Origin of the sequence: Winogradskyella sp. 4-2091 (genome assembly GCF_045765065.1) — a bacterium.
In the GTDB taxonomy this organism is placed as follows: Bacteria; Bacteroidota; Bacteroidia; order Flavobacteriales; family Flavobacteriaceae; genus Winogradskyella.
On record NZ_JBJKOD010000001.1, the window covers coordinates 250,379 to 272,695 of the forward strand.

Here is a 22,317-nt window from a genome sequence, read left to right on the forward strand (position 1 = left end):
ATTTCGCAAATCATTCTAGCACTACAAATGTTTCAAACACAAATCCTTTGTTTACAGATTCTGTAAATGGAGATTATACATTGCAAGGAACATCGCCAGCTATAGATGGAGGGGATAATCAATATGTTACGCTTAACGAAGATTTATTAGGCAATGCTAGAATTTATGGAAGTGCCGTAGATATGGGAGCTTATGAGTTTGGTTCTTCATTATCAATAGCTGATGCAGAAGGTAATATAACAGAAGTTAAACTGTATCCAAATCCTGCCTCTAACATCATAAACATTATATCAAACCAAGTTAATATTAAATCGGTAGGTATCTATGATGTTTTAGGTAAACAAGTTTTAGCTACAACTAATAAGAAAGATATAAATGTATCTGATTTAAGAAGTGGAATGTATATCGTTAAAATTGAGTTCGAAAATAATACAAGTGCTTCAAAACGCTTTATAAAATTATAGACCAAATAGAAGAGGATCTTTAATATTCCGCTTATTTGCTTAAGCCATTAAAAACAAAATCAAGAATCATTTAACAACTTGTATTAGAGTAATTTGGTTGTGATATGGTTCTAAAAAAAACAAATAAAATGAAAAAAAATATAACATTAGCGCTAGCACTTTTTTTAACCCTAGTAAGTTTTTCTCAACAATCCCTTTTTGAAACATTAGAATCTCATGGAGAAGAGGCTGTATACCAACGTTACTATTCCGTGTATAAAGATGATGATGGCAAACAAGTAATTAAAGGTAAGCAATACCAATTAAAAGTAGAAATTCTAAAAACTCAAGGTGTTTATTCTGGTATAAAATTAGTTGGTGCAACAAAAGATGATAAAGCAGGTATGTATACCCTAGATGTAACAAAATCTAAATCGAGCAAAATGTATGGATATCCAAATGTATCTCATTTAGTAGATAAAATTTCTAGAAAAGGATTTGTTGTTATAGGTGATTACATTTTTAAAATAGGGAATGTTTGGAAAGAAAGCGAAGGATATGGCTTTAATAATATAGATGAAATATACATAAGAGTTGGTGCTGATGTCACAGAAAAATCAGAGGTTGATGGTAAAAAGAAAAAAAAGAAAAAGAAGTTTGGTGCTTTAATGGGTAAATTAAAAGATGCAGCAATGAATAAAGCACCTGCCGAATGTACAAGTCCTGCATGTAAAAAAGCAGAAAGTATGAATTTAAATAGGTATGTATTAGATTATCTTGAAGAAATGAAAGCAAAGCAAGATGGTTACATACTTACAGCAAAGGATAAAGCAGATATTGCAAAAATTGAAAATGCAGAGAAATCGTATAGTGAAGGGATAGCTGATTACAATAATAAATATAAGAGAAAACCTGAATATCAGCGAGTGCTTCAAAACAATATTAATGCACAAGCAAGTAAAGATCGGAAAAACTTTATACGTGTAGAAGGTACAGATGCTAAAGTAGATAATTGTAAATACTACATAAAAAATGTAGGTTCTACTACTTACAAATACACAAATTCATCACAGAAAATTGGGAGTATTTTACCCGGAAAAACTCAAGAATTTAGTTGTTATTACCTAGCTTTTGTGGCGGAAGGTACGGATAAAGGGAAGTTAATTGTCAATGGAGGGCAAAGCTCTAGAGGCAAAACACGGACGGTAAATTAATAGTTTTATAGGGTGTAAAAATTAAGGGAAGTTATAAAATAAAAAGGGAAGTCAAAATATTGGCTTCTCTTTTTAGTTCTTAAATCCTACTCACAATTTAAAGATAATTAATGCTGCACTAAAATGCTTCAAAAACAATCAATAGCCAACCACTCACTAAAAGCAAACCACCAATTGGAGTTACAGGTCCTAAAAACCGAAGTTTTTTGCCTTTAGCATCAGATAAAACTAAACCGTAAATACTAAAAGAGAAGAGTATTATACCGATTGTAAAACACCAATACGTTGCTGAGGTTACATTGGTTGCGCTAAGTCCTAATACTAATAATACGATGGCGTGATACATTTGATATTTTACACCAACTTCAAAACTGTGCAATTGATCTGTGGATAATATTTTCTTTAAAGCATGTGCTCCAAAAGCACCAAAAATAACAGACAACATCCCAAAAAGTGCACCTGTTGCAATAATAATATTTTGAGTCATATTTAAAAATTTAATTTAAAAACAACAGGAATTATCTCACCCTCTGCCAACCTGAATTTATCAATATCTCCTTGAGATAGTTGAGTTGTATAATCTACTTCTTCAACCTTAAAACCTATAGAGCGCAATTTGTCAAAATAATCTCTGCCATAAACTCTAACATGATCGTATTGCCCAAAAATTTTAGCACGCTCAGCTTTATCTGTAATGTTATCGTCCTCAAAAGTTTCAGCTCTATTTAAATCTTGAGGAATTTGAAAAATGCCATAACCACCAGGTTTCATTACTCTGTACAATTCTTGGATAGCTTTGGTATCATCTTGTATGTGCTCTAGAACATGGTTACATAGAATAACATCATAGCTATTGTCTTCAAAAGGAAGATCGCAAATGTCAGCTTTTACATCTGCAATTGGCGATAATAAATCAGTTGTTGTATAGTCTAAATTTTTAAGTTTCTTAAAACGTTTTAAAAAACACTGTTCTGGCGCAAAATGAAGCACTTTTTTATTGGCCTTAAAAAAATCAGTTTCATTGTTTAGATAGAGCCATAATAATCGATGCCTTTCTAAAGAGAGTGTAGAAGGAGATAGTACGTTTGGTCTTTGTTGGCCATAACCGTAAGGTAAGAAGGATTTAAAACTTTTTTCGTCTATAGGGTCTGTATATTTATTACCTTTTAATATTAAAGCTAAGACGGGTTTTATTAAGTAACTTAGCCTTATTAAAAGTGGTCTAGGGATAAAATTGAGAAAAAATTTAAAAACTGATTTCATTTTATAATACCAACGCCTTTTGTCTAAAAGGATTTTCCTCATTAGTAACGATTCCTAAAGCTTCATGCACATACGCAAAGGTTGATAATATTTCAGGCTTACCATTTACAATAGCAATATCATGCTCAAAGTGAACGCTTGGTTTACCGTCTTGTGTTACAATCGTCCAGCCGTCTTTTAATTGTTTTACTTTATGAGTTCCCATGTTTATCATAGGTTCTATAGCCACAACCATACCTTCAATAAACTTCTTTCCTCTACCGCGTTTTCCGTAATTTGGCATTTCTGGATCTTCGTGCATTTTTTTACCTAATCCATGACCAACTAATTCTCTAACGACACCATAGCCTTGAGCTTCGCAATGTTGTTGAATAGCATACCCAACATCACCAACACGATTACCAGTTTTTAACTGTTCAATCCCAACATATAAAGATTCCTTTGTAACCTTTATTAATTTTTTAGTGTCTTCATCAACATTTCCTATTTCAAAAGTATAGGCATGGTCACCATAAAAGTCATTCATTAATGCGCCACAATCTATAGACACAATATCGCCATCTTTTAAAGGAATGTCTGTAGGTAAACCGTGTACAACAGCTTCGTTTACACTACATAGTAAAGTAGACGGACAATCATAAAGGCCTTTAAAACCCGGTAAAGCACCATGATCTCTAATGAATTCTTCAGCGATTTTATCTAAGTGATTTGTAGTTACACCTTCTTTAGTTTCTTTGGCTAACATACCTAAAGTTTTAGATACAATTAGAGCACTTTGGCGCATTAATTCAATTTCTTCTGCAGTTTTTACTATAATCATGTTTCATTCTATTGAGCGGCAAAGATAGGTAATTATAATAATTAAAATATTCATCAAAACATGATATATCGCAGTTTCTATATCAGATTACTAATATAAATTTGTAATCTAATTACATCTCAAATTATGTTTAAAACGGTAACTGCAGAAACGGCTTTAAAAGTTGTAAAGTCTAATGATCGAGTTTATATTCAGGCTGCTGCGGCTGCACCTCAAACATTAATAAAGGCATTAACTGCACGAAGTGAAGAATTGAGAAATGTTGAGATATGCCAATTACATACGGAAGGAGAAGCGCCTTACGCCAACCCGGTTTTAAGGGATAGTTTTCATGTTAACTCGTTCTTTATTGGCAAAAATGTTAGGCATACTATTAAAGCAGGCAATGGCTCTTATACTCCAGTTTTTTTAAGTGAATTACCAAGATTGTTTAAGCAGCGCATTTTAGAATTAGATGTTGTACTTATTCATGTATCAATACCTGATCGTCATGGTTATTGTTCATTAGGTGTGGCTGTTGAGGCTGTATTAACAGCTATTGATAATGCTAAAACTGTGATAGCTCAAGTAAATCCGCAAATGCCTAGAACGCATGGAGCGGGAATAATTCACATATCTGAAATTGATTATTTTGTAGAAACAGATGAACCTATACCAGTACATATTAATCCTGAACCAAATGCTATTGAAAGTAAAATAGGAAATAGCGTTGCTAACTTAATTGAGGATCAAAGTACCTTACAATTAGGTATTGGTTCTATACCAAATGCAGTTTTAAAAAGTTTGGTTAATCATAAAGATTTAGGACTTCATACCGAAATGTTTTCGGATGGAGTAATTGATTTGATTTTAAAAGATGTTATTAATGGCAATTACAAAAAGATAAATAGAGGTCGTGCGCTGTCTACATTTGTTATGGGTTCTAAGCGATTATATGATTACGTGGACGATAATCCATTTATAGAAATGCGAGCTTCAAATTATACCAATAATCCGGCTTACATTAAACAAAACCCTAAAATGGTAGCTATAAATTCTGCGATAGAAGTAGATTTAACAGGACAGGTTTGTGCGGATTCAATTGGTTCTAATATGTATTCTGGAGTTGGAGGACAAATAGATTTTATAAGAGGAGCATCTTTAAGTCAAGGCGGAAAAGCAATTATAGCACTACCTTCAGTTACAAAAAATGGTGTGAGTAGAATTGTTCCTATTTTAAAAGCAGGAGCAGGTGTTGTTACTACAAGAGCACATGTACATTACGTAGTTACAGAATATGGAGTGGCAAATTTATATGGCAAAACAATAAAACAGCGTGCAAAAGCATTAACTAATATTGCGCATCCAGATCATAGATTAGCAATTGATAAACAATATTTTGAATTACTAAGAGGTGAATAGAATTCTATCTTTGCCACCACTTTTTCTTTGGGATTTTAATGTCTGGCTTTTCATTAGTAATGATTTGGTAGACTTCTCCCCAACCTAGAATTCCTCCAATGTTTCTGTCGTCAATGAATAAGTCAGCATGAATTTTTCTACTTCTGCTGTAGTCATATTTTTCTTCAGGGAAACTAGCATTAACAGCATAAAATTCAATGCCGTTTTCTTTACAAAACTCAACAGCTTCATCTAATTTAGAACCGCATCTATAAGTCCATAAAATGAGTCTGTGACCATCATCTTGTAATCGCTTTAAAGTTTCAAACGCAAAAATTCGAGTTTTTCCAATTTTAGGATACGCATCGTCTACTATGGTACCATCGAAATCGACTGCTATTATTAATCTGTTTTGAAAATTCATGCTATTAAATAATTGTAGGTTGGGGCAAAGTTACAACATTAACGTTTTTATACAAGACTTTCTTGTGTCATTGCTTTTGGTTGAGGGATTCCAATAAGTTTAAGTATTGTTGGTGCTACATCTCCTAAGATGCCGTCTTTAATTGATTTTAAATCTTTATCAATTAAAATAATAGGTACAGGATTTGTAGTATGTGCTGTATTTGGAGAACCGTCCGGATTAATCATAGTTTCACAATTACCATGATCCGCAATTAAAATAGTAGTATAATCATTATCTAATGCTGTTGTTACCACATTTTTCACACACTTATCTACAGCTTCACAAGCTTTTATAGCTGCTTCCATAACACCTGTATGCCCAACCATATCTCCATTTGCAAAATTTAAACAAACAAAATCAACTTCTCCTTTCTTAAGTTCAGGGACTAAAGCATCTGTTAATTCAAAGGCACTCATTTCTGGTTTTAAATCATAAGTTGCAACTTTAGGAGAGTTTCTTAAAATTCTTGTTTCGCCTTCAAAAGGTTTTTCTTGACCACCAGAAAAGAAGAACGTAACGTGAGGATATTTCTCCGTTTCGGCTATTCTAATTTGCTTTTTATTGTGTTTTTCTAATACTTCGCCTAAAGTTTCAGAAAGGTTATCTTTATTAAACACAACATTTATGCCTTTATAATTATCATCATAATTGGTTAAGGTTACATAATGAAGATTTAATTTATGCATGTTTTGCTCATGAAAATCACTTTGCGAAAGCACTTCAGTTAACTGACGACCACGATCTGTTCTAAAATTGAAGAAGATCACAACATCATCATCTTTAATCGTAGTAATTGGTTGATTATTGCTATCTGTAGCGATTAAAGGTTTTATAAATTCATCAGTAACATCATTATCATAATTGTTTTGAATAGATTGTGATATATTCTGTGTTTTTTCGCCTTCACCATTTACCATTCCGTCGTAAGCTAATTTTACACGCTCCCAACGTTTATCTCTATCCATAGCGTAATAACGACCAGTTACTGTAGCAACTTTACCTGAGGTTTTAGCCATATGGCTTTCTAAATCAGTAATAAATCCTTTGCCAGATTTTGGGTCTACATCTCTACCGTCTGTAAAAGCATGTACAAAAACATTTTCTAAGCCATAGTCATGCGTTGCGTTTAATAATCCGAATAAATGATTAATATGTGAGTGCACACCACCATTGCTAACTAAGCCTAATAAATGAACATCTTTATTATTTGTTTTAGCATACTCAAAAGCATCTTTAAGCACTTTTTCTTCTCTTAAAGTTTGCTTTTCTACGGCCAGGTTAATTTTAACTAAATCTTGGTAAACGATTCGTCCTGCTCCCAAATTCATATGTCCAACTTCACTATTTCCCATTTGCCCTTCTGGCAGACCAACATGTAAACCATCGGTTCTTAAGCTAGCGCTAGGATATTTTGTGTAAAGTGAATCTATAAACGGAGTTTGTGCATTATCAATTGCTGAAACTTTAGGGTCTGGCGATTTACCCCAACCATCTAAAATCATTAAAATAACCTTCTTATTCATGTGTAAATATTTTATGTATCAAAGATAATACATACAACAGTATAACAATTCCGTATCCTTAAAAAATTTATAGAGTTATCTATTTTTTATTTTGATGTAACCTGTTGGTTTTCTAATTATTAGGTTTTGTGATTGTGTTAACAGATTTGTTTTCAAAGCGTTAAAGAAATGTTATAAAATAAATTTTAGTGTAACAATTAAAAATAGATATCGTCTATTTAGTATAATCAAAAAACAAATCATTTAATTTAAATCTTTCATCATGAAAAAATCAGTAGTAGTTTTAGCCTTAGCATTAGGTTTTTCAATCAGCAATTTAAATGCATCAAACGTTATTTTGTCTTCAAATGTAAATGACGTCATTGTTCAGACCGTAGAAGTTAGTCCTTTATGTAAAGCAGTTGCAACAGGGAACACGGAAGAAGTAAAAAAATTAATTAAAAATGGAGTCGATGTCAATGCCAAATCTAATGGAATGATGCCAATTCATTATGCTGCCAAATACAATCGAGTAGATTTAATAAAAGTATTAATAACAGCTGGATCTGAAATCCATAGTACTTGTGATAAAGGCTATTCAGCGTTAACATTAGCTAAAAAAGCAAATGCAAAAGAGGCTGCATTGTTTTTAAAGCGTTTTAAAAAGACAACTGCCTAGGAGTGGGCAATTATTTGAGTTAGTTTGCTAAAAAAAGCGTCCAATTAGGACGCTTTTTTATATTTAGAAATAGCTTCCCTTATTTTTTCAATTCTATTTTCAGGGTCAGGATGAGTACTTTGCATCTCTGGTGTTCTGTTTGGTCCAGCTGCCGCTTTTAGTATTTCCATAACGCCTATCATTTCTTCGGGATTGTAACCTGCATCCATCATAAAAACGACACCAAGTTCGTCACTTTCTAATTCATCACCTCTTCCATTTTTTAACAACGAACCGTTTCCAATCTGTTGCGCTACGCCTCCCATATCAATTGCAGAACTTCCCATGGCTAATGTTTTCCAAAAATTGGCATTTGTGATACGCTCGTTAGAATGCTTGCCGAGTACATGACCAATTTCATGACCCAAAACACCAGCTAATTGATCTTCGTTTTCTAATTTTGAAAATAATGAATAGGTTATAAAGATTTGCCCACCAGGCAATGCAAAAGCATTAATTGTTTGCTCATCTGCTAACAAATGAAATTCATATTTATAAGGTGTATTTTTTGCTAAGCTACTGTTAACTAGTTTGTTGCCAACATTGTCTACGAGAGCTTGGTATTGGTTGTTGGGATGTAATCCTCCATGTTGTTGTGCCATACCAGGCGCACTTTGTAGTCCAATAGCTATCTCTTCTTGTGGTGATAAGGATATCGCTTGTTTTTTTCCTGTATAAGGATTGACTTCTTCTTGGCTACATTTTCTTAAGAAAGCAAAACCAGCTATTGCTACGAATATTAAAATACGTACTTTTAAATTACCTCTTCTCATAATTGATGGATTAATGGGTTCAATTTACAAAAGTTTGACACAATTTTTAGCCTAAAGTCATCGATTAGAAACAATTTCAGTAAGTAAATAAAAAATAAACCGACTTGTTTGTCATTAAATTACGATACTTTTATTCAATTAATTTAAGATATGAATTACCAATTTAGCATAATTTCTAATGAAAATTTAGACCAAATAATTCCTTTGGTTTATGAGTTAAATGACTTCAAAATAAGTGAAGCTATTTTGAAGACTAGATTTAATGAAATGAAAAATCAAAACTATGAATGCGCAGTGATTTCAGCAGATAATGAATTAGTTGGAGTTACAGGCATGTGGTTTTGCACAAGGCATTATATTGGTAAATCAGTAGAATTAGATCATGTTTTTATCAAACCAGAGCATAGAGGAAATGGCCTTGGTAAGCAATTTATGGCTTGGATTAATAATTATGTAATAGAAAAAGGGTGTAATTCTGTTGAGTTGAATACCTACGTGCAAAATAATCCTTCACATAAATTTTACTTTAATGAAGGATTTGAAATTTTAGGGTATCACTTTTTGAAAAAACTTTAATCTTATTTTAAAAATTCGAGATTAGTAGTTGTTTTAATTTCATATGGTGCTTTGCCATATTCAAAAATTCTTGCGTCCAATTGTCCTTCTAACGTCAACGTATTTTCTTGCACCTTAACCCAACTGCCTTCTCTTAGACCAATAACAGGTTGGGTATTAAAAGCATGAAATTCTTTAATACGAGTTTCTCTAGTTTCTCCCATATGTTTACTTCCTTCAATTGGGTCTAAATAATGTGGATTAATATTAAATGGCACTAATCCCAAAGTTTTAAAACTTGGAGGATACATAATTGGCATATCGTTCGTTGTGTTCATGGTTAAACCACAAATATTACTACCAGCACTCGTGCCTAAATAAGGTGTTCCCTTAGCTACAACATTTTTTATCGTAGATAAAACGTCATTTTTATAAAGTTGAGATACCAATACAAAGGTGTTTCCACCACCAACAAAAATACCTTTTGCCTTTTCTATAGCGTTTTTAGCACTTTTAAATTCATGTATGCCTTTTACTGATTTTCCAATGGAATTAAAAGCTTTTGCAGCAATAGCAGTATACTCATCATGAGATATTCCGCCAGGTCTGGCATAAGGAATAAATAATATTTCATCTGCAGACTTAAAATGAACTTTAAGTTCGTCTAACAAATATTCTAAATAACCACTACCATGAATGGTTGACGTGCTTGCAATTATAATCGATTTCAATTTTTAGATTTTTTTGTCAAAATATGAATTCTAAACAGGAATGAAAAATTAAATTTAATAGAAATCAAAAAAATGATTTAACAAAAGTTTGACGGACATTATGGTTATTTTTAAAATATAAAACCGAACTTTAGAAAACTAACCCAATACATTATGAAACCAATTATACTTTTTTTGTGTTGCTTATTGTCGTTATCTATTAATAGCCAGGAAATTAGTAGAATTTCTGTTAATGGAAGAATTGTTGTGGCTTCGGAAGATAAAGAAGGAGTGACAGTATTTAATACCTCTTCTAATAAAGGAACAACTACAGACGAAAACGGAACGTTTAAGATTGCAATTGCGCTTAATGATGTAGTAGAATTTGGAGCACTACAGTTTCAGGATTTTAGTGTTGTTATTTCTGAAAGTGTAATGGAATCCAGGCAATTAACAGTAATTTTGGTTGAAGAAGTTAACAAATTAGATGAAGTCGTTTTATTGCCTTTTGGTCTAACAGGAAATTTAAATGCAGATTTCGAAAACGTAAGAACTTACAATGTAGATTTAGATGCCATATATTTTGGACTAGACCATATTGAAGACTTTGAATTTTCAGCAGATTATAAAACTGAAGCAGAAAATTTAGCTTTTAATGAGTATAATCCAAGAATGGAGAATATGCTAAATTTAATTAATGTGGCAGGTTTTTTAATGAAACAAATTGTTAATATAGACGGTGTTGGCCTTGATAGAATTAAATTTAAATCAGAAAAAGAAAAACAAGCAATAGATAAAACACCTTTTAAGCAAGCCCTAGATGATTATAGCGTTAACTATGTTCACACCAATTTCGATATTCCTCTAGAACAAATGGAAGCTTTTACCGATTATGTAGAAAAAGAAGGTGTAAACCAAAAGTTGTTTGCCGATGATAAGGAATTAGAATTACTAGAACGTATTTCTCAATTAAGTAAATCTTTCTTAAAAACGTTAAGTGAAGAAGATTAAAATACTAATAATAGTAACTGCGTTTTTATCAATAAGCATTACTAACGCTCAACTGAATAATGTAAGTGGTCAACTCATTGCCAATGATGAGGTTGCTGGGCTTCATATTCAAAATAAATCTCAAGCAAAATATACTATATCTAACGAAGATGGTAGTTTTATCATTGAAGCAAAAGCATCAGACACTTTAGTGATTTCTGGTGTTCAGTATAAAAAGAAAGAGTTCATAATTACATCCGAAATTATAGAAATAGGGCACTTTAATGTTTATCTCATTGAAAATGTTAGCGAGTTAAATGAAGTTGTAATTGGAAAAATATTGACGGGAAGCTTAGAATCTGATGTTGAAAACTCTGATGCCGAAACCGAGATTAATTTTTACGATTTAGGAATTCCTGGTTATAAAGGCAAACCGCTCACACAAAACGAACGCAAACTTCATGATGCAGATGGTGGAGGTCCAATTTATACGGGATTAGGAGTTAATGTTCATAAATTACTCAACAGAGTGAGTGGTAGAACAAAAAAACTAAAAAATATTGTAGAATTAGATAATAGAGAAGCTTGCACAGAGCGACTAAAAGGAGAATATGAGTCTATTTTATTTGAAAAAGATACGTTAACAAAAAGTCTTAGAATTGAGTACTTTTTATTTTGTCAAGAAGACGAAGAATTCTTAAACTTGTGCAATGCAAATAACGAATTAAAATTACTTGAATTTTTGCAAGCAAAACTATTAGCGTACCAAGAAAATAGAAAATCTGTAACTGAAGATTAAATTTTGGAATACGTTTTGAGATACCAAAAAGAACTATAAAAATTTTTATGAAATCATTACAATTATTAATTACCTTTTTAATACTTCCACTTTTTTTATCTAACCAAAGTTCGCATGAATATTATGTGAGTGTAACGGAAATTGAATACTCTGAAAAAGAAGCGTCTCTTCAAATTATAAGTCAGATTTTTATAAATGATTTTGAAACGCTCATTCGTAAACGATATGATGAATCAATAACCTTAGATTCTAACGATGAATCTGAAAAAGTAGAAACCTACATGAAGCGTTATTTAGAAGATAAACTCAAAATTAAGGTAAACGACAATGCTGTTAAATTCAATTTTATAGGGAAAGAATATAAAGAGGATATTACGTATTGTTATCTAGAAATTCCTAATATTAAAGATATAAATTCTATAGAAGTATCAAACACATTATTATTTGACGTGTTTGACGAGCAACAAAATATCTTAAGGATGAAGCTCTTAAATAAAAATAAAAGTTTTTTATTAGTTCCTGGCAATGAAATATGTGCGTTAAACTTTAAATAAAAAACTTTGTATGCCATCTTAAATTCTTATTTTAGGCTTCACTTTTAATCACAACTAATTATTTATGAAAATTACTAAGTACTTTTTATGCGCTTTGTTATTCTCAACATTCAGCATGTATGCTCAAGATGAGGAAAAGCAAGAGCGTCAACCTGGTCACACCAACGAAAATAAGTTTAAACAACTTTACGATGAGTTTGCGACACCAAATATGTTTAGAACAGGCTCTGGAGCGCCAGGACCAGCATATTACCAACAACAGGCAGATTACAAAATGGATATTGAAATCGATGATGTAAATGCTAAGCTTTATGGAGATGAAACTATTACTTACACAAATAATTCTCCTGACGATTTAAAATACCTTTGGGTACAATTAGATCAAAACATGCGTGCTAGAGATTCTAAAACACCACTTATTCGTTCTTCTGGAATTGGACCAGCAACTTCATCTGCAGGTGCAGTTAAATCTTATTTAAAAGAATCTTTTGATGGTGGTTTTCATATAGAACATGTTAAAGATGTAAATGGAAAAGATTTACAACACACCATAAACCGTACAATGATGCGAGTAGAATTACCTAGCGTTTTAAAATCTGGCGATAAATTTTCTTTCCAGATAAAATGGTGGTACAATATTAACGATCACGTTAAGGATGGTGGACGTTCTGGTTACGAGTATTTTGAAGAAAATGATAATCGTATCTATGTAATGGCTCAGTTTTATCCTCGTATGGCTGTATATAACGATGTAGAAGGATGGCAGAATTCTCAATTTTGGGGACGCGATGAGTTTGCATTACCATTTGGAGACTTTGATGTAAATATTACAGTGCCTGCAGATCATATATTAGATGGTACAGGCTTCTTAGTAAACCGTGAAGACGTGTTTACTAAAGATATGATGAAACGTTTTAAGAAAGCGAAAAAATCATACGACGAACCTGTTATGATTGTAACACAAGATGAAGCTGAGGTATCAGAAAAGTCTAAAAGTAAAAAGAAAAAAACATGGAAACTTTCTGCACAGATGGTACGTGATTTTGGTTTTGCGACATCTCGTAAATTTTTATGGGATATGATGGCTGTAAAAGTAGGAGAGAAGGATGTAATGGCAGTGTCTTTATATTCTAAAGAAGGAAACCCGTTATGGGAACAATGGTCAACTAAAGCTGTTGCGAGTACATTAAAGTCATATTCTCGTATGACGTTTGATTATCCTTACCACAAAGCAATTTCTGTACATGCACCAATGGGAATGGAATACCCAATGATTTGTTACAACTTTGGTCGTCCAGATAAGGAAGGGAATTATTCAGATAGAACAAAATACGGAATGATCAGTGTTATTATACATGAAGTTGGCCATAACTTTTTCCCAATGATTGTAAACAGTGATGAACGTCAATGGACATGGATGGATGAAGGATTAAATACATTTGTTCAGTATGTGGCAGAGCAAGATTTTGGAGAGTGGTATCCAAAAGCATTATCTCCAAGTGATAAAGCTTATCCATCGAGGCGTGGACCAGCAAAAAATATTGTGAGATATATGGGCGGAAATCAAGATTACATTGCGCCAATTATGACAAAAGGTTTAAATACTTACCAGTTTGGTAACAATGCATATAGTAAGCCAGCAACAGGATTAAATATACTTAGAGAAACAATAATGGGACGTGATTTGTTCGATTATTCTTTTAGAGAATATGCTAACCGTTGGATGTTTAAGCACCCAACACCAGAAGATTTCTTCCGTACTATGGAAGATGCATCTGCTGTAGATTTAGATTGGTTTTGGAGAGGCTGGTTCTACACTACTGATTACACAGATATTGGTATAAAAGAAGTGAAGAAGTTTGCTGTGACAGCAACACCTAATGAAAATGGTAAACAATTAGCTGAGCGTTACAACAGAGACCCAAATAGCTTAGTGTATTTTATTGAAGAAGGAGCAGAAGGTTATGATGACGCTATTAAAAAAGCAGAAGCTATTGATGATTTGCCTACTGTAAAAGAATACATCATGGATAATTTTACACCTGCAGAACAAAAAGAAATGAAGGAAACGCCTAAATTCTTTTATCAAATTACTTTTGATAAGCCAGGTGGATTAGTAATGCCAATTATTGTAGAATATACATATGCAGATGGTACAACTGAAAAAGAAACATATCCTGCTCAAATTTGGAGATACAATGATAAGGAAGTTAGTAAAGCAATAGCAAGTGAAAAAGAAATTGTTTCAATAGCTTTAGATCCAGATTTAGAAACTGCTGATGTGGATACAAGTAACAATTCGTGGCCTAAAGAAGCTGTGACAAGTGAATTTGACAAGTTTAAAGACAAAGTAAAAGACTAAAACTATTTAGTATGTAAAGAGAAGCCGATTTTTTTAAAATCGGCTTTTTTTTATTTTTAATTTCACTAGGTATAATTCACAAACTCACTTTATATTTGCATTATGATACATCACTTAACATTGTTATTTATTGGAGGTGCCGAAATAATGGTAATACTACTAGTTGTGGTTATGTTTTTTGGTGCAGATAAGTTACCAGAAATAGCTCGCGGTTTAGGTAAAGGTATGCGTCAATTGAAGGATGCTACAAATGATGTTAAGCATGAAATCACCAAAAGTGCCAAAGAAAGTAATATTATTGATACTGAAGTAACTAAAAATGTGAAAGAGGAACTCAATAAAGTAAAAGATGATTTAGAAGACTTCACTGGATCATTAAAAAGAGATAAGTAATTTTATTATTGTTATCTTAAAAGGTGGTTTTTTGACAAAATCACAAAATTCACTTTAAAATTTTATAATATATTTAATATATTTAGGAAATATAATTAATCAACTAAATCATATTAAATGAAAAAAATGTACCGTTTGGCAATGTTCGCATTGGCGATTGCCGTAGTTTCTTGTTCTAAAGATGCTATTGTTGAGACTGAAACCGTAACTGAAGCATCTCAAACTCCAGAAAAAGCTTTAACCATTCAGCAAATAAACCAGCGAATTACAGAAAGTATTGAATCTACTGGAGATTTTGATTGGAATGATCAAGAAGCTCATTTTGTTTGGAGCGCATTAATGCTTGGCCAGAATGTATTAACCGTTGGCTATGGTAATGAAGGTCAGAGTTACAGTGAAGAAGTTGATGTAGAATTAATTCAAAAAAAGAACGACTTACTTTCAATTATTATGTCAACTGAACAAGTAGATAAAGATGATTTTAAAATGAAAGAAGATGAAATTCTTACCGTTTTTGATGCAGAAGTAACGAAATTAGAAACTATCATAGCACTTAGAAAAAGTGATTATGTCAGGTATTTAGAGCCAAATGGGTATAATCATTATGTAGCAGGTTCAGTACAAAAATCGAGCTCAGGTTGCGATAAAAGTGCAGATTATATTAGTACTGCTCATTATACAACAACCACGCCTAATAACGTACAAGTATCTTGGCATTTTAATGAACACAACATTCAAAGTGCTTGGAATATGTCTACTGGTTCTGGTGTTACAATTGGATTAATTGATACAGGTATTTCAAGATATCAATCACTATTAACTTCAGCAGGTATTAATGATGGTTATTCATCTGGTCGTTATGTTCAGAAATATGGAACTTTTATAGATTCTAATTGGTGGTGGTCTAGTAATTATGATGGTCCAGATGACAAATGTGGACACGGAACAGCAATGGGTTCAACAATGGCGTCACCTAGAAATAATGATGGTATGCCAGTTGGTGTAGCATACAATGCTAATTTGGTAGCATATAGAGCAACAGAAGATGTGTTACTTAATGATTACCATGAGCGTAAAGGAGTTTCTAAAGCCTTAACGCAATTAGGAAATCGGAGTGATGTGAAAATTATATCTATGTCTATCGGCTATGTATGGTCTATAGGTAATATTAAAGACGCTGTGAAATATGCTTACGGTAAAGGGAAATTGATTTTTGCAGCTGGCGGAACTTCAACTAGTTTTACAAATGGCTTTGGTGTAATTTTTCCGGCAACAATGAGTGAAACTGTAGCGGTAACAGGTGTAAATGATGGTAGTAACTATGAACGTTGCGAAACTTGCCATAGTGGAAGTAAAATAGATTTCACAATTATAATGGAAGGAGATAATAATACAAGTAAAGCACCTCCTGTTTTAAACTTTTATAATGGTCAACGTCGTTATACAGGTGGTTCGTCTGCAGCAACAGCAACTACAGCTGGTATCGCGGCTTTAATTTGGTCTAAGTATCCTAATTGGAGTAGAACACAAATATTAAACAGGTTAAAACAATCTGCAGACCTTTATCCTTATAAGAGCAGTAGTTTTGGATATGGAAATATTGATGCGCTTCAAGCAGTACAATAAAGTTTAATACTATGTATAATAAAAAATCCTCTTCAATTTTGAAGAGGATTTTTGTTTTACCTTTATTTTTTTCTACTAATAGTTAAACCATCTCTAATAGGAAGCAGTACAGTTTCAATCCGTTTATCTTCTTTTAAAAGGGTGTTGTAATCTAAAACCGCTTTGGTAGATTTATCTTTTTCGTCTAAGGGTTCTACAACTTTTCCGTGCCATAAAACATTATCTGAAAGAATTATACCTCCAGAATTTAACTTATCAATTATTAAATGAAAATAATTAGAGTAGTTAGGTTTGTCTGCATCTATAAAAACTAAATCGAAAGTTTTATCTAGTTCTGGAATAATATCTAAAGCACTTCCTGTATGCTGAATGATTTGTTTTCCATAATTAGATGTGTCAAAATACTTACGTTGAAAGTCAACCAATTCTTCATTAATATCAATAGTATGCAATTCGCCATCACTAACTAAGCCTTCTGCCAAACACAATGTAGAATAGCCAGTAAACGTGCCTAATTCTAAAATAGATTTTGGTCGTATCAATTTAGAAATCATACTCAACACTCTCCCTTGATAAGGTCCACTGAGCATAATAGGTTGTAAAACCTTCTGATATGTTTCTCTAGTGAGTTGTTTTAATAAATCAGGCTCTTGTTCAGAATGTGCAACAACGTAGTTGTCTAGATTTTCTGGTAAGAAATACATATCTATAAATATTTTAAAGAAATGAAAAATATATTATTCAGCAGACTCTTCATTCGGTAATTCTAGCTCAGTTTCTTCAACTTCTGGTTTTCCCATGAAGAAAAGAACAGCACCTACAACAACAAGCCCAATTTTAATAGCCCAAGCAGCTGTGTCTCCCCAAGAATAAATCCACATTAAGATAGTTGGTACTCTGTCAAAGAAATTTAAAACAATAGCAAATAGGCCAAAGAAAGCCATATATCCTCCAATTTTTTTCATAATTTATTTAGTTGGTTAGAGTTTAAATATAGACATAAAAATTGAATTTCAAAGCTAGGATGTTATTCTGGTAATTAACTTTTGTTTAGCGTCTTCATCCTCGCCACACAACCATTGAATAACATTATCTTCCCAAATGGCATCGCCTTCAGTTTCTGTAATTATCTCTCTGTCAATGGCTAAGTCAATTATTTTTCCTGGATAAGAAGATTGTTTTTCGCTTTCCATTTCCCCTAATGGATAAGGGTCATCAAGTCCCATTATCACTTGTTTAGAACCTTGATTTCTTATTAATAACTCTAATCCTCCAGTATCATGCACTAAAGTGTCAAAGAAGATGTTTTTATGTCCTACCGCTTTTCTAGGATGACTTTTGCCTTCAAATAAATCTGGTCGTCCATCAAACCCTTGAATACGTCTTCCTAAGTTAATTTGTGCCAATTGTCCACCATGAGCAAAACAAGTTCTCATGTTTGGATATTTATCTTGGTAACCATTTAAAGTTAAAAAGTGATACGCATCGCCACATTGTGCGAGCATCCAAATTAAGTGAAAACGCCATGATGTATTTTCTAATTTTATAAACTTTTCGCCATCGTAAGGATGGATTTCTACAGCCAAATTATATTTGTTGGCCATTTCAAAAATGGGTTCATTTTCTTCGTCAAAAATACAACGCCAAGTACCTATAGAATCCATATAATGCGTTGGTAAACATAATAATCGCATACCTAACACTTCTACGCAACGCTCAATTTCCCAACAAGCACTTCTAACAAAACCAGGATGAACCACAAAACCACATGTAAATTTACTAGGATGATTATGTTGCACTTTGGCATTAAAATCATTTTGAAAACGTAAAGCTTGCTTCATTTCTTCAACCCTTAAACCATTACCATAAAGCTGAGATAAATTTAAAACCACAGCATGGTCTAGCTTATTGCGCTCCATCCATTCTAATTTTTCATCTAAAAAGAAGCTAGAATCTGTGATAGGTCGATTCCAATCTTTTTGAAGCATAAATTTTCGGTCTTTATCTACCCAAAAAATACCTTTGTCTTTCATGAACTGAGGGATTTCTTCAGGATAGGGAAGAAGGTGAGAGTGACCGTTTATTCTTAGTTTGCGTTTACTCATATTTGGGTTGAATTACGAGAGGTTTTATTATGAAATCTTTTTAATTTCTAGTTTAATCTTTTTTAATAGTCTTATTATATCTGTCAAAAATGGCAGGCATATCAGTTTCTATATTATCCAAAGTAAATTCCTCTTCGTATAGCAAATTAGCATCTTTTTCAGAGTACCATTGCAGTTTGTCTTTTACACCTTCATCTCTTGGATATTCTATAACTAAACCAACCGTGTTTGGTCCACGTTGTGGCGAATGCGGCACTTTTGGTGGCAATAAAAAGATGTCACCTTCCTTAATATGAATGTCCTTTGGTACACCTTCATCAATGACTTTTAAAACAATGTCACCTTCTACTTGATAGAAAAATTCTGGTGTTTCATTATAATGATAATCTGTACGGTCGTTAGGTCCACCAACAACCATTACAATAAAGTCGCCATCTTTCCAAACCACTTTGTTACCAACAGGTGGTTTAAGTAAATGACGATTTTCTTCAATCCATTCTTTAAAATTTATGGGTGGGAATAGTTTGCTCATATTTTACTATTTTTTGTCATTCCTGCGTATGCAGGAATCTATGTTATTATAGTTTTTATTTTGGATTCCTACCTGCGCAGGAATGGCAAGTTATAAAGTTACAAAGATTTCGTTCGTCCGCCATCAACAGGAAGATTAATTCCGTTGATATAACTTGCGCGTTCACTCGCTAAAAATGTAATAGCATCGGCAAGTTCTTCTGGTTGCGCAAAGCGTTTTACTGGTACTGCATTTTTCATGACATTAGCAGCTTCTTCTTCCGTGTTTCCTGATTTAGCCGATTTATTTTTAATAATTTGAGTTAAGCGTTCTGTGCCAGTGGCTCCTGGTAACACATTGTTTACCGTAATACCGAATTGACCGAGCTCATTGGCCAAAGTTTTACTCCAATTGGCAACGGCTCCTCTAATGGTGTTACTAACGCCAAGTCCATCTAAAGGCTGTTTCACAGACGTTGAAATTACATTGATGACACGACCAAAACCTTCTTCTTTCATAAAAGGAACAATGGTTTGAACTAGAACATGATTGCACTTTAAATGTTGCGTAAAAGCCGATTCAAATTCATCAACTTCAGCAGAAAAAATAGGACCTCCTTTTGGGCCACCTGTATTATTTACCAAAATATGAAAACCATGATTTTCTGAAATGTATTCTGAAACCTTAGTTTTTAAATCTTCCGGATTCGAAAAATCAGCAACAATATAATCGTGTGTTCTTTGCTGAGGTAATTCTGAAAGTACAGTTTTTAATTTGTCTTCGTTTCTAGCAACAAGTGTGACTTGCACACCTTCAGCGGCTAAGGCCATTGCTGTTGCTTTTCCTATTCCTGCGGTGCTTCCGCAGACTAGTGCGTATTTGTTGTTTAGTTGTAGATTCATAAGCCCATCCCAACCTTCCCAAAGGGAAGGGGTTTTGTTTAGAGTTATTATTTTAAAAATTTATTCAATTTATATATAGAGTTCCAATCTAGTTTCTTCCCTTATGGGAAGACGGAAGATGGGCTTCTAGTATTTTATACAAACATTCTTAGCCTCTGTAAAAAAGCGTAAGGCTTCAAATCCACCTTCTCTTCCAACACCTGAAGCTTTTACACCACCAAAAGGTGTCCTTAAATCGCGCATCATCCAAGTGTTTACCCAAACAATACCTGCTTGTAATTGGTTGCTGAGTTTCATGGTGCGTTTTAGATTGTTGGTCCACAAAGTTGCTGATAAACCATATTTAACTTTGTTTGCCATTTCTAAAACCTCGTCTTCTGTGTTGAAAGGCATTATGGTTACTACAGGCCCAAAAATTTCTTCTTGGTTCACTCTGCAGTCGTCATTAGGCACTTCAATAACGGTTGGTTCTAAATAATAACCATTTTCAAATCCTGCAACAGTAACTTCATTGCCTCCACAAAGTACAGTTCCATTTTCTGTTTTTGCGATGTTGATGTATTCTTTTACTTTTTCAAGATGTGGTTTTGAAACTAAAGCACCAATATTGGTGTCTGTTTCGGAAGGATGTCCGACTTTGAGTTGTTTTACTTTTTCTACAAAGTCAGTCTTGAATTTTTCATAAATAGAAGCTTCAACAAATATGCGACTACCACACAAACAAATCTGCCCTTGATTGGCAAAGGACGAACGTACTGTGGTGTTCAGCATATCGTCGTAATCGCAATCGGCGAAAATGATATTTGGGTTTTTTCCGCCTAATTCTAAGGATAATTTTTTAAACATTGGTGCAGCGACTTTGGCAATATGTGCTCCTGTTGCTGTGCCTCCTGTAAAGGAAATGGCTTTAATATCTGGATGCTCAATAATAGCTTGTCCTGTGGTGGTTCCTAAGCCGTGAATAATATTTAAAACACCTTCAGGCAAACCTGCTTCGTTACAAATTTCGCCAAGTAAATAAGCCGTCATTGGTGTGACTTCACTTGGTTTGGCAACCACACAATTTCCTGCAGCTAGTACTGGGGCGATTTTCCAGGTAAATAAATAGAGTGGTAGGTTCCATGGCGAAATACAGCCTACAACACCAATAGGTTGACGCAAGGTATAGTTAATGGCATTTTGACCTACAGATTCATGACTTTCACTCGCGAATTGCGTAATGGCATTACCAAAAAAACGAAAGTTACTCGCAGCTCTTGTAATGTCAACCGCTTTAGCTAAACTTATAGGTTTGCCGTTGTCCTTACTTTCAGCTTCGGCAAAACGGTCAAGGTTAGCTTCTAATAATTCTGAAATTTTAATTAGAATCCTGCTTCGTACCTCTAACGTGGTTTGCGACCATTGCTTAAAAGCAGCTTTCGCACTTTTATAAGCTTCGTCAACATCATCTTTGGTTGAATTAGGAATTTGTCCATAAATCGCTCCATCTGATGGGTTATAATTATCTATCCAGTTGCCTTGAATTGGATTTTGGAATTTTCCGTTTATGTAGTTTTTGATGTTCATCTTGTCCAGCCGCCTGCGTAGTCTTTAAATTGCCACTTATTATTTGTTTTTTCATATAGAAACCCAGAACCATTTAGATAGGAAAAATCTACTTCTATATATGCTTTGTTTAATGGTTTATTAAAGATAGGTTTACTTATAGAGACACTTCTGTTTTTCTTTAAATACTGATAAATACTTTCTAATGAATCCTTTGTTACAAATACTTGTTCTTCTACTAAACTATCTCCAATATAAATATTTTTCCTAATGTTTTTCCAGTCGATTATTTTATGTCCATTAGGTTGAATGTTTTCTATATTAAAATCGTTATCTAAATATTGATTATACACAAAAGAAGAGTCTTTTTCATTTAAGGTCATTGCAATGATTTGAATATCGGATTTAGTTTGAGTTGTACCTTTAACTTTATCATTGATTAGTCTTTTAGAGTTAACAATTTCTTTATTAAAAATTAATGCATTTTTGTATCTACCCGAAAGAACTATTGAATCTTTTAAAACCTCTTTTAAAAAATCAAGTTTATATTTTTCCGTAATTATTGGGTATCCATTTGAGTCATAGTTTATCAACTCATCCTTGCTGTTTTCACAAGATAAACTCAAAAGAAAAATTAATAAATATGTATAATATAGTTTCAAATAGTAATTAGTTTTTAATGCTAT

Annotated in this window: 25 protein-coding genes; 11 read left to right on the forward strand and 14 right to left on the reverse strand. The window is 33.0% G+C overall.

Translation table 11 applies throughout. From position 1 onward, the window contains the following. Together ACJBCC_RS01080 and ACJBCC_RS01085 are read left to right on the forward strand one after the other, a co-directional pair. The coding region (locus ACJBCC_RS01080) for a T9SS type A sorting domain-containing protein (RefSeq protein WP_407556164.1) at window positions 1-464 on the forward strand (464 nt) is incomplete at its 5' end. A gap of 128 nt (window positions 465-592) precedes the next feature. Beyond that, window positions 593-1,657 (forward strand): hypothetical protein, encoded by a 1,065-nt coding sequence (locus ACJBCC_RS01085; RefSeq protein ID WP_407556165.1) that lies wholly within the window; start codon window positions 593-595, stop codon window positions 1,655-1,657. Window positions 1,658-1,775: 118 nt separating this feature from the next. Here ACJBCC_RS01085 and ACJBCC_RS01090 read toward each other — a convergent pair whose 3' ends face one another. From ACJBCC_RS01090 to map, 3 genes are read right to left on the reverse strand one after another with little or no spacing between them, the layout of a single operon-like run. Next, window positions 1,776-2,144 (reverse strand): DUF423 domain-containing protein, encoded by a 369-nt coding sequence (locus tag ACJBCC_RS01090; protein ID WP_407556166.1) that lies wholly within the window; start codon window positions 2,142-2,144, stop codon window positions 1,776-1,778. A gap of 2 nt (window positions 2,145-2,146) precedes the next feature. Then, window positions 2,147-2,920, reverse strand: coding sequence for a class I SAM-dependent methyltransferase (locus ACJBCC_RS01095; RefSeq protein WP_407556167.1), 774 nt, complete (start codon window positions 2,918-2,920; stop codon window positions 2,147-2,149). A 1-nt stretch (window position 2,921) separates the two neighbouring features. After that, on the reverse strand, window positions 2,922-3,740 hold the full coding sequence (gene map, locus ACJBCC_RS01100; RefSeq protein WP_407556168.1) for a type I methionyl aminopeptidase: 819 nt from the start codon (window positions 3,738-3,740) through the stop codon (window positions 2,922-2,924). A gap of 126 nt (window positions 3,741-3,866) precedes the next feature. On the opposite strand from map, the gene ACJBCC_RS01105 reads away from it, so the two are divergent. Further along, window positions 3,867-5,141 (forward strand): acetyl-CoA hydrolase/transferase family protein, encoded by a 1,275-nt coding sequence (locus ACJBCC_RS01105; RefSeq protein WP_407556169.1) that lies wholly within the window; start codon window positions 3,867-3,869, stop codon window positions 5,139-5,141. Between the two features lie 4 nt (window positions 5,142-5,145). Here ACJBCC_RS01105 and ACJBCC_RS01110 read toward each other — a convergent pair whose 3' ends face one another. Together ACJBCC_RS01110 and gpmI are read right to left on the reverse strand one after the other, a co-directional pair. Further along, window positions 5,146-5,544: a BT0820 family HAD-type phosphatase gene (locus ACJBCC_RS01110; protein WP_299099167.1), complete on the reverse strand. Its 399-nt coding sequence runs from the start codon at window positions 5,542-5,544 to the stop codon at window positions 5,146-5,148. A gap of 47 nt (window positions 5,545-5,591) precedes the next feature. Continuing rightward, complete coding sequence (gpmI, locus tag ACJBCC_RS01115) at window positions 5,592-7,109, reverse strand: 2,3-bisphosphoglycerate-independent phosphoglycerate mutase (protein ID WP_407556170.1); 1,518 nt, start codon at window positions 7,107-7,109, stop codon at window positions 5,592-5,594. Between the two features lie 262 nt (window positions 7,110-7,371). On the opposite strand from gpmI, the gene ACJBCC_RS01120 reads away from it, so the two are divergent. Next, entirely contained in the window at window positions 7,372-7,767 is a 396-nt protein-coding gene (locus tag ACJBCC_RS01120) for an ankyrin repeat domain-containing protein (protein WP_407556171.1), read from the forward strand. 44 nt (window positions 7,768-7,811) lie between these two features. Here the strand turns inward: ACJBCC_RS01120 and ACJBCC_RS01125 are convergent, their stop codons facing one another. Beyond that, window positions 7,812-8,579, reverse strand: a complete 768-nt coding sequence (locus ACJBCC_RS01125) for a M48 family metalloprotease (protein ID WP_407556172.1) — start codon at window positions 8,577-8,579, stop codon at window positions 7,812-7,814. Window positions 8,580-8,729: 150 nt separating this feature from the next. Here ACJBCC_RS01125 and ACJBCC_RS01130 point away from each other — a divergent pair, with 150 nt between their 5' ends. Beyond that, a complete protein-coding gene (locus tag ACJBCC_RS01130) occupies window positions 8,730-9,155 on the forward strand; it encodes a GNAT family N-acetyltransferase (protein ID WP_407556173.1) in 426 nt (141 codons plus the stop codon). A gap of 2 nt (window positions 9,156-9,157) precedes the next feature. Here ACJBCC_RS01130 and pepE read toward each other — a convergent pair whose 3' ends face one another. Further along, window positions 9,158-9,865: a dipeptidase PepE gene (gene pepE / locus ACJBCC_RS01135; RefSeq protein ID WP_299099177.1), complete on the reverse strand. Its 708-nt coding sequence runs from the start codon at window positions 9,863-9,865 to the stop codon at window positions 9,158-9,160. 153 nt (window positions 9,866-10,018) lie between these two features. Here pepE and ACJBCC_RS01140 point away from each other — a divergent pair, with 153 nt between their 5' ends. The 6 genes from ACJBCC_RS01140 (at window position 10,019) to ACJBCC_RS01165 (ending at window position 16,568) form a co-directional block, all read left to right on the forward strand. Beyond that, on the forward strand, window positions 10,019-10,855 hold the full coding sequence (locus ACJBCC_RS01140) for a carboxypeptidase-like regulatory domain-containing protein (RefSeq protein ID WP_407556174.1): 837 nt from the start codon (window positions 10,019-10,021) through the stop codon (window positions 10,853-10,855). After that, the gene (locus ACJBCC_RS01145) at window positions 10,842-11,633 is read left to right on the forward strand and encodes a hypothetical protein (RefSeq protein WP_299099181.1); all 792 of its coding nucleotides are present in this window, start codon (window positions 10,842-10,844) and stop codon (window positions 11,631-11,633) included. Before ACJBCC_RS01140 ends, ACJBCC_RS01145 begins: the two co-directional genes overlap by 14 nt. A gap of 47 nt (window positions 11,634-11,680) precedes the next feature. Next, complete coding sequence (locus ACJBCC_RS01150; protein WP_299099183.1) at window positions 11,681-12,187, forward strand: DUF6702 family protein; 507 nt, start codon at window positions 11,681-11,683, stop codon at window positions 12,185-12,187. Window positions 12,188-12,251: 64 nt separating this feature from the next. Further along, complete coding sequence (locus ACJBCC_RS01155; protein WP_299099185.1) at window positions 12,252-14,549, forward strand: M1 family metallopeptidase; 2,298 nt, start codon at window positions 12,252-12,254, stop codon at window positions 14,547-14,549. A 102-nt stretch (window positions 14,550-14,651) separates the two neighbouring features. After that, complete coding sequence (locus ACJBCC_RS01160; RefSeq protein WP_299099186.1) at window positions 14,652-14,942, forward strand: twin-arginine translocase TatA/TatE family subunit; 291 nt, start codon at window positions 14,652-14,654, stop codon at window positions 14,940-14,942. Window positions 14,943-15,059: 117 nt separating this feature from the next. Beyond that, entirely contained in the window at window positions 15,060-16,568 is a 1,509-nt protein-coding gene (locus ACJBCC_RS01165; RefSeq protein ID WP_407556175.1) for a S8 family peptidase, read from the forward strand. 62 nt (window positions 16,569-16,630) lie between these two features. Here the strand turns inward: ACJBCC_RS01165 and ACJBCC_RS01170 are convergent, their stop codons facing one another. The 7 genes from ACJBCC_RS01170 to ACJBCC_RS01200 all read right to left on the reverse strand — a co-directional run bounded on the left by ACJBCC_RS01170 (window position 16,631) and on the right by ACJBCC_RS01200 (window position 22,293). Then, the gene (locus tag ACJBCC_RS01170; RefSeq protein ID WP_407556176.1) at window positions 16,631-17,272 is read right to left on the reverse strand and encodes an O-methyltransferase; all 642 of its coding nucleotides are present in this window, start codon (window positions 17,270-17,272) and stop codon (window positions 16,631-16,633) included. 33 nt (window positions 17,273-17,305) lie between these two features. Further along, window positions 17,306-17,533, reverse strand: coding sequence for a hypothetical protein (locus ACJBCC_RS01175; RefSeq protein ID WP_407556177.1), 228 nt, complete (start codon window positions 17,531-17,533; stop codon window positions 17,306-17,308). Between the two features lie 54 nt (window positions 17,534-17,587). Continuing rightward, window positions 17,588-18,673: an amidohydrolase family protein gene (locus ACJBCC_RS01180; protein ID WP_299099194.1), complete on the reverse strand. Its 1,086-nt coding sequence runs from the start codon at window positions 18,671-18,673 to the stop codon at window positions 17,588-17,590. Window positions 18,674-18,725: 52 nt separating this feature from the next. After that, window positions 18,726-19,205 carry a 3-hydroxyanthranilate 3,4-dioxygenase gene (locus ACJBCC_RS01185; RefSeq protein WP_407556178.1) on the reverse strand — a complete coding sequence of 160 codons (480 nt, stop codon included), beginning with the start codon at window positions 19,203-19,205 and terminating at the stop codon, window positions 18,726-18,728. 98 nt (window positions 19,206-19,303) lie between these two features. Continuing rightward, window positions 19,304-20,086, reverse strand: a complete 783-nt coding sequence (locus ACJBCC_RS01190; protein WP_407556179.1) for an SDR family oxidoreductase — start codon at window positions 20,084-20,086, stop codon at window positions 19,304-19,306. Between the two features lie 126 nt (window positions 20,087-20,212). Further along, the gene (locus ACJBCC_RS01195) at window positions 20,213-21,652 is read right to left on the reverse strand and encodes an aldehyde dehydrogenase (protein WP_407556180.1); all 1,440 of its coding nucleotides are present in this window, start codon (window positions 21,650-21,652) and stop codon (window positions 20,213-20,215) included. After that, entirely contained in the window at window positions 21,649-22,293 is a 645-nt protein-coding gene (locus tag ACJBCC_RS01200; protein WP_299099201.1) for a hypothetical protein, read from the reverse strand. The genes ACJBCC_RS01195 and ACJBCC_RS01200 overlap by 4 nt, the downstream gene beginning before the upstream one ends. Window positions 22,294-22,317 lie beyond the last annotated feature (24 nt).

What these genes read in the sequence shown, in the direction of transcription:
- ACJBCC_RS01085 (WP_407556165.1), top strand. Translation starts at nt 593, where the DNA reads ATGAAAAAAAATATAACATTAGCGCTAGCACTTTTTTTAACCCTAGTA.
- ACJBCC_RS01090 (WP_407556166.1), bottom strand. Translation starts at nt 2,144, where the DNA reads ATGACTCAAAATATTATTATTGCAACAGGTGCACTTTTTGGGATGTTG.
- ACJBCC_RS01095 (WP_407556167.1), bottom strand. Translation starts at nt 2,920, where the DNA reads ATGAAATCAGTTTTTAAATTTTTTCTCAATTTTATCCCTAGACCACTT.
- map (WP_407556168.1), bottom strand. Translation starts at nt 3,740, where the DNA reads ATGATTATAGTAAAAACTGCAGAAGAAATTGAATTAATGCGCCAAAGT.
- ACJBCC_RS01105 (WP_407556169.1), top strand. Translation starts at nt 3,867, where the DNA reads ATGTTTAAAACGGTAACTGCAGAAACGGCTTTAAAAGTTGTAAAGTCT.
- ACJBCC_RS01110 (WP_299099167.1), bottom strand. Translation starts at nt 5,544, where the DNA reads ATGAATTTTCAAAACAGATTAATAATAGCAGTCGATTTCGATGGTACC.
- gpmI (WP_407556170.1), bottom strand. Translation starts at nt 7,109, where the DNA reads ATGAATAAGAAGGTTATTTTAATGATTTTAGATGGTTGGGGTAAATCG.
- ACJBCC_RS01120 (WP_407556171.1), top strand. Translation starts at nt 7,372, where the DNA reads ATGAAAAAATCAGTAGTAGTTTTAGCCTTAGCATTAGGTTTTTCAATC.
- ACJBCC_RS01125 (WP_407556172.1), bottom strand. Translation starts at nt 8,579, where the DNA reads ATGAGAAGAGGTAATTTAAAAGTACGTATTTTAATATTCGTAGCAATA.
- ACJBCC_RS01130 (WP_407556173.1), top strand. Translation starts at nt 8,730, where the DNA reads ATGAATTACCAATTTAGCATAATTTCTAATGAAAATTTAGACCAAATA.
- ACJBCC_RS01140 (WP_407556174.1), top strand. Translation starts at nt 10,019, where the DNA reads ATGAAACCAATTATACTTTTTTTGTGTTGCTTATTGTCGTTATCTATT.
- ACJBCC_RS01150 (WP_299099183.1), top strand. Translation starts at nt 11,681, where the DNA reads ATGAAATCATTACAATTATTAATTACCTTTTTAATACTTCCACTTTTT.
- ACJBCC_RS01155 (WP_299099185.1), top strand. Translation starts at nt 12,252, where the DNA reads ATGAAAATTACTAAGTACTTTTTATGCGCTTTGTTATTCTCAACATTC.
- ACJBCC_RS01160 (WP_299099186.1), top strand. Translation starts at nt 14,652, where the DNA reads ATGATACATCACTTAACATTGTTATTTATTGGAGGTGCCGAAATAATG.
- ACJBCC_RS01165 (WP_407556175.1), top strand. Translation starts at nt 15,060, where the DNA reads ATGAAAAAAATGTACCGTTTGGCAATGTTCGCATTGGCGATTGCCGTA.
- ACJBCC_RS01170 (WP_407556176.1), bottom strand. Translation starts at nt 17,272, where the DNA reads ATGTATTTCTTACCAGAAAATCTAGACAACTACGTTGTTGCACATTCT.
- ACJBCC_RS01175 (WP_407556177.1), bottom strand. Translation starts at nt 17,533, where the DNA reads ATGAAAAAAATTGGAGGATATATGGCTTTCTTTGGCCTATTTGCTATT.
- ACJBCC_RS01180 (WP_299099194.1), bottom strand. Translation starts at nt 18,673, where the DNA reads ATGAGTAAACGCAAACTAAGAATAAACGGTCACTCTCACCTTCTTCCC.
- ACJBCC_RS01185 (WP_407556178.1), bottom strand. Translation starts at nt 19,205, where the DNA reads ATGAGCAAACTATTCCCACCCATAAATTTTAAAGAATGGATTGAAGAA.
- ACJBCC_RS01190 (WP_407556179.1), bottom strand. Translation starts at nt 20,086, where the DNA reads ATGAATCTACAACTAAACAACAAATACGCACTAGTCTGCGGAAGCACC.
- ACJBCC_RS01195 (WP_407556180.1), bottom strand. Translation starts at nt 21,652, where the DNA reads ATGAACATCAAAAACTACATAAACGGAAAATTCCAAAATCCAATTCAA.